The organism is Flavobacterium sp., from assembly GCF_021151785.1.
Classification (GTDB): Bacteria; Bacteroidota; Bacteroidia; order Flavobacteriales; family Flavobacteriaceae; genus Flavobacterium.
The window spans coordinates 1-5,536 of sequence record NZ_JAGKWP010000130.1 but is presented as its reverse complement, the minus strand read 5'-3'; the positions used below and the strand labels follow the sequence as shown (position 1 = coordinate 5,536).

Annotated in this window: 6 protein-coding genes; all 6 read left to right on the top strand. The window is 31.9% G+C overall.

Annotated elements, in window-relative coordinates:
- Nucleotides 1–933: MlaD family protein (locus QZ824_RS10520; protein WP_291275971.1), on the top strand; the 933-nt coding region annotated here is incomplete at its 5' end.
- A 13-nt stretch (nt 934–946) separates the two neighbouring features.
- The gene (locus tag QZ824_RS10515; RefSeq protein ID WP_291275972.1) at nt 947–2,251 is read left to right on the top strand and encodes a (Fe-S)-binding protein; all 1,305 of its coding nucleotides are present in this window, start codon (nt 947–949) and stop codon (nt 2,249–2,251) included.
- A 24-nt stretch (nt 2,252–2,275) separates the two neighbouring features.
- Nucleotides 2,276–3,061, top strand: coding sequence for a (Fe-S)-binding protein (locus tag QZ824_RS10510; protein ID WP_291275970.1), 786 nt, complete (start codon nt 2,276–2,278; stop codon nt 3,059–3,061).
- A 7-nt stretch (nt 3,062–3,068) separates the two neighbouring features.
- Nucleotides 3,069–3,704 carry a hypothetical protein gene (locus QZ824_RS10505; RefSeq protein WP_291275969.1) on the top strand — a complete coding sequence of 212 codons (636 nt, stop codon included), beginning with the start codon at nt 3,069–3,071 and terminating at the stop codon, nt 3,702–3,704.
- Nucleotides 3,704–4,186, top strand: a complete 483-nt coding sequence (locus tag QZ824_RS10500; RefSeq protein ID WP_291275968.1) for an ABC transporter ATPase — start codon at nt 3,704–3,706, stop codon at nt 4,184–4,186. Before QZ824_RS10505 ends, QZ824_RS10500 begins: the two co-directional genes overlap by 1 nt.
- Before the next feature lie 118 nt (nt 4,187–4,304).
- A complete protein-coding gene (serB, locus tag QZ824_RS10495; protein ID WP_291275967.1) occupies nt 4,305–5,528 on the top strand; it encodes a phosphoserine phosphatase SerB in 1,224 nt (407 codons plus the stop codon).
- Nucleotides 5,529–5,536 lie beyond the last annotated feature (8 nt).

Genomic DNA, 5,536 nt, shown 5'->3' with positions numbered 1-5,536 from the left:
GTTTTATTATCCATAGTGTTATTTTATTGGGGGTTTAACTTTTTGAAAGGTAAAAATCTTTTTGATAATAGTGTTAAGTTGTATGTGGTATACACTAATGTAGCTGGTTTAGCACCTTCGTCACCTGTAACTTTAAATGGTTTGGCTATTGGAAAAGTTAATAAAATAGAGGTGCAAAAAGATGGTAAAATGTTAGTTGAAATGGTTATTACCAATGAAGAAATCAACATAGCTAAGTCAAGTGTTGCCGAAATTCAAGGTGCTGGAATCATGGGAGGTAGAGAAATAGCCATCTTAAATAATTTTTCGGACCACAATTACACCGCCTCAGGGGATTATTTGAAAGCAGCTGAAAAATTAGGTCTAACAGATGCCCTAGCTAATCAGTTGGTTCCTGTAAAAGACAAGGTTGAAAAATTACTTGACAATGCTAATGCCTTGTTTGAAAATGTTAATGCAACTTTAGACGCGCAAACTCAGAAGAACTTAAAATTAAGCATAGCTTCTTTGCAAACTACGTTAGCTGAATTTAGTTCCGTAGCACAACAAGTAAATGGGTTACTAGTTGAAAATAAATCGAAATTAAGTACTACATTATCCAATTTTGACAAAACTTCGCAGAATTTAACAAAAATGACTGATTCTTTAGCAAAAGCTAATTTAGCAGGAACGGTGAAGCATTTGGAGGAGACCTTAGGTAATGTAAATGGTATTTTAAAAGAAATGGAACAGGGGAATGGTTCTGTGGGTAAATTGCTTAAGGATGAAGCTCTATATAATAATGTAGAAAAAACGTCTAAAGAGTTAGCATTACTTTTACAAGATTTACGTTTGAATCCAACACGTTACATTAATGTATCTGTTTTTGGAAAGAAAAACAAACCTTACGTAGCACCAAAAGAAAATACAACTGAAATTAAATCTACCAATTAATAGTGAACCTATGATGAGTATCGTATCACAACTTCTTTTTGCAGTAATTTTAGCTATTGGAATTGGCTATTTTGCAAAAAATGTAAAAAAATTAATTAGAAATATCAAATTAGGTAAGGAAGTAAACCGTTTTGATCATTCTTCAGAGCGTTGGAGAAACATGACGTTGATTGCGCTAGGGCAAAAGAAAATGTTTGCTAGGCCAATACCAGCTTTATTGCATTTAATCGTTTATGTTGGTTTTATCATTATCAATCTTGAAATGTTAGAAATCGTCATTGATGGTTTGTTTGGGACGCACAGAATTTTTGAATTTTTAGGTGGTTTCTATGGAATTTTAATTGGTTCTTTTGAAATTTTAGCCGTACTTGTTCTTGTAGCTGTGTTCGTATTTTGGACAAGAAGAAATGTAATTAAGTTGGCTCGTTTTACCAAACCTGAATTGAAAGGTTATGCAAGTAAAGATGCTAATACGATTCTTTATTTTGAGGTGGTATTGATGTCGTTATTTTTAATTATGAATGCAGCAGATATTCACTTCCAACAAAGTGAATTAGGCGGAAATGTGATTTCTCAATTTATACATCCTTTATTTTCTGGATTTTCATTAGAGGGAATTCAAATTGTTGAACGAACGGCTTGGTGGTTGCATATTACGGGTATTTTAATTTTCTTGAATTATTTATATTTTTCAAAACATTTGCATATCATTTTGGCCTTTCCAAATACCTACTTTGCTGATTTGAATCCAAAAGGGCAATTGGACAATTTAGAAAGTGTTACAAATGAAGTGAAATTAATGATGGATCCTAATGCTGATCCTTTTGCGGCACCAGCTAATCCTGATGCTGTTCCTGCTAAGTTTGGTGCTAGCGATGTACAAGATTTAAATTGGGTACAATTGCTAAACGCTTACACTTGCACAGAATGTGGGAGATGTACTTCAGCTTGTCCGGCTAATTTGACAGGTAAGAAATTATCACCTCGTAAGATTATGATGGATACTAGAGACCGTTTGGAAGAAGTAGGGAGAAATATAGATGCTAATAATGGTGTTTTTGTTGAAGACGGTAAGTCGTTGTTAAACGATTATATTACACCAGAGGAACTTTGGGCGTGTACTACTTGTAATGCTTGTGTAGAAGAATGTCCAGTTAGTATTAGTCCGTTATCTATTATTTTAGATATGAGAAGATATTTAGTTATGGAACAGAGTGCAGCTCCAATGGAATTAAACAATATGATGTCTAATATTGAGAATAATGGTGCTCCTTGGCCTTATAACCAAATGGATCGCTTGAATTGGAAAAACGAATAAAACTAATCCAAATAAAATACTAGTATGTTAGAAAATTTAGTAGTGCCTACCATGGCAGAAATGATGGCTGAAGGAAAACAACCAGAAATTTTATTTTGGGTTGGTTCAGCAGGTAGCTTTGATGAAAGAGCTAAAAAAATCACTAGAGCTTTTGTTAGAATTCTGAATAAAGCAAATGTAAATTTTGCCGTTTTAGGTACGGAAGAAAGTTGTACAGGTGATGTAGCTAAAAGAGCTGGAAATGAGTTTTTATTTCAAATGCAAGCTTTAATGAATATTGAATTATTGAATGCTTATGGGGTAAAGAAAATAGTTACTTGTGATCCTCACTCTTTCAATTGTTTAAAAAATGAATATCCTAGTCTAGGAGGGAAATATGAAGTATTGCACCATACGCAATTTATTAAACAATTATTAAATGAAGGTAAAATTTCATTCAATGATTCTTACTACAAAGGCAAAAGAATTACGTTTCATGATCCTTGTTATTTGGGTCGTGCCAATAATGAATTTGATGCTCCAAGAGCAATTCTAGCCAAAACCAATGCAGACATTGTTGAAATGAAGCGCAGTAGAAATACAGCTTTGTGTTGTGGTGCGGGAGGTGCTCAAATGTTCAAAGAACCTGAAAAAGGAGATATGGAAATCAATATTTTAAGAACAAAAGATGCTTTAGCAACACAACCAAATATCATTGCAACAGGTTGCCCTTACTGCAATACTATGATGACGGATGGTGTAAAATTTAGTGAGAAAGAAAACGATATTAAAGTTTTAGATATTGCAGAAATCATAGCTAATGCTCAATAAACTTATTATGAATAGACTTATTTTAATTTTAACTTGTTTTTTTGCTTACTATGCATCAGCACAAGATTATATGGAAAAAATAGCAGAAGGCACTTGTGATTGCATAGCTAAAAAGAAACTAAATCTTAATAATGACGAACAGTTAAAATTGAATTTAGGTTTATGCATGATGGAAGCTTATGGTAAATATGAAAAATTAGTTCCCAAAAAAGATAGATTAGATTTGTCTAACTCCGCTCAAATGAGAGCATTTGGAGAAAAATTGGGAATAAAGATGATTTCTTTTTGCCCAGATTTCTTGATGGCAGTTGGTAAACAAGCATTAAAAGATGATGCGATAGAAGAGGATTCTACTGCTGCTGCTACTGTTGATGAGGCAACAGCATTAGAAGATTTATCAGTAGAAGGAACGATTCATTCTATAACTAAAAATCATTATTTGATTTTAACTGTTAAGGAAAGTACAGGTAAATCTCACCAATTTTACTTAATTAATAATTTCGAAAATTCATACTTAATTACAGATCAGGTATTGCAAAATAAAGACAAAGTCAAAGTGTCTTATTTTGAAACGGAATTATATGATGTGCAATTGAATAAATTTTTGATTTCTAAAGTAATAACAGATATTGTTAAATTATAATGTATATACCTTTTGAAAATATACCTGATGAATCTAGAATTTGGATTTATCAATCGAATAGAAAATTAGCTGATGATGAAGTAGTTGCTATTGAAAAAAAATGTCTAGATTTCATCGAAAATTGGGCAGCCCATAGTACCTCTTTAGAAGCTTCATTCATAATAAAATACAATCGATTTATTATTTTTGCTGTAAATCAAGAAGTACAAGCTGCTACTGGGTGTTCAATTGACAGTTCAGTACGTTTTATACAAGATTTAGAAAAAGAATATGGTATTGAGCTTTTAGATAAAATGAATGTTACTTTTAAAGTAGGGGAACACATAGCACATAAATCATTAATTGATTTTAAAAAAATGGCTAAGGAAAAAGCAGTTACTTCTTCAACTATTGTTTTTAATAATTTAGTCAATACAAAAGCAGAATTTTTAGAATTTTGGGAAGTTCCCGCTAGTGAGAGTTGGCATAATCGTTTTTTTTAATCAACAGGAGCCTACTTTTTTAAAAAAATAACGTTAGTTAAAGGATTAATTTTAAAAAACAAAGTATTTTTGCTTATTGTTTTTTGAAATTAATCCTTCTTTTTTTGATACACATCCTATGGATAGCGATATATTTTTATTGAATATTTCTGGACAAGACAAACCAGGTTTGACTTCTTCTCTAACGGCAGTTTTGGCAGAATATGACGCTAAAATTTTGGATATTGGACAAGCTAATATTCATGACACATTATCTTTAGGTATTCTATTTCAAATTAAATCAGGCAAAAAATCAGCAGTAGTATTAAAAGATTTATTATTTAAATCTTATGAGTTAGATATAAAAGCGTCTTTTAAACCTATTTCGCTAGAAGATTATGAAAAATGGGTTAAACTACAAGGTAAAGATCGTTATATAGTTACTTTGCTAGGAGAAAAATTAACTGCCGAACAAATTTCCGAAGTAACAAAATTTATTTCTGAAAAAAAATTGAATATTGATGCTATTAAACGACTAACGGGTAGAGCTTCCTTAGTTAAAGAAGAAGATTATCCCAGAGCGTCTATTCAATTATCAATACGAGGTGCCATTCATAATAAAGCTGAGTTTACGGAAAGATTTATGCAAATTTCCAGAGATTTAAACGTAGATATAGCCTTTCAAGAGGACAATATTTTTAGAAGAAGTAGAAGATTGGTTTGTTTTGATATGGATTCTACTTTAATACAAACCGAGGTAATTGATGAATTAGCAAAATTGGCTGGTGTTGGTGAGCAAGTTCAAGCTATTACTGAAGCGGCCATGCAAGGAGAAATAGACTTCAAGACCAGTTTTGAACAAAGAATGCAATTGTTAAAAGGGTTGAAAGAAGAAGTGTTGCAAGAAGTTGCCAACCAATTGCCTATTACAAAAGGGGCCAAAAGATTGATAGATACATTAAAAGCCTACGGATTTAAAACGGCTATTTTATCTGGTGGTTTTACTTATTTTGGTACGTATCTTCAAAAAGAATTAGGTATAGATTATGTAATTGCAAATCAATTAGAAATTAGCAATGGTGTTCTCACGGGCGGATATTTAGGGGAGATTATTGATGGTGAGAAAAAGGCAGAATACCTTAAAAAAATAGCAGAAAAAGAAGGTATAGATATTAGCCAAACTATCGCTATTGGAGATGGTGCCAATGATTTGCCTATGCTTAATTTAGCTGGTTTAGGAATTGCTTTTCATGCTAAACCTAAAGTTAAAGACAATGCACAAAGTTCCATATCAAGTATTGGTTTAGATGGTGTTTTATATCTTTTAGGTTATCATGACCGACATATTGATTTAATGGCTTAATCCTAATT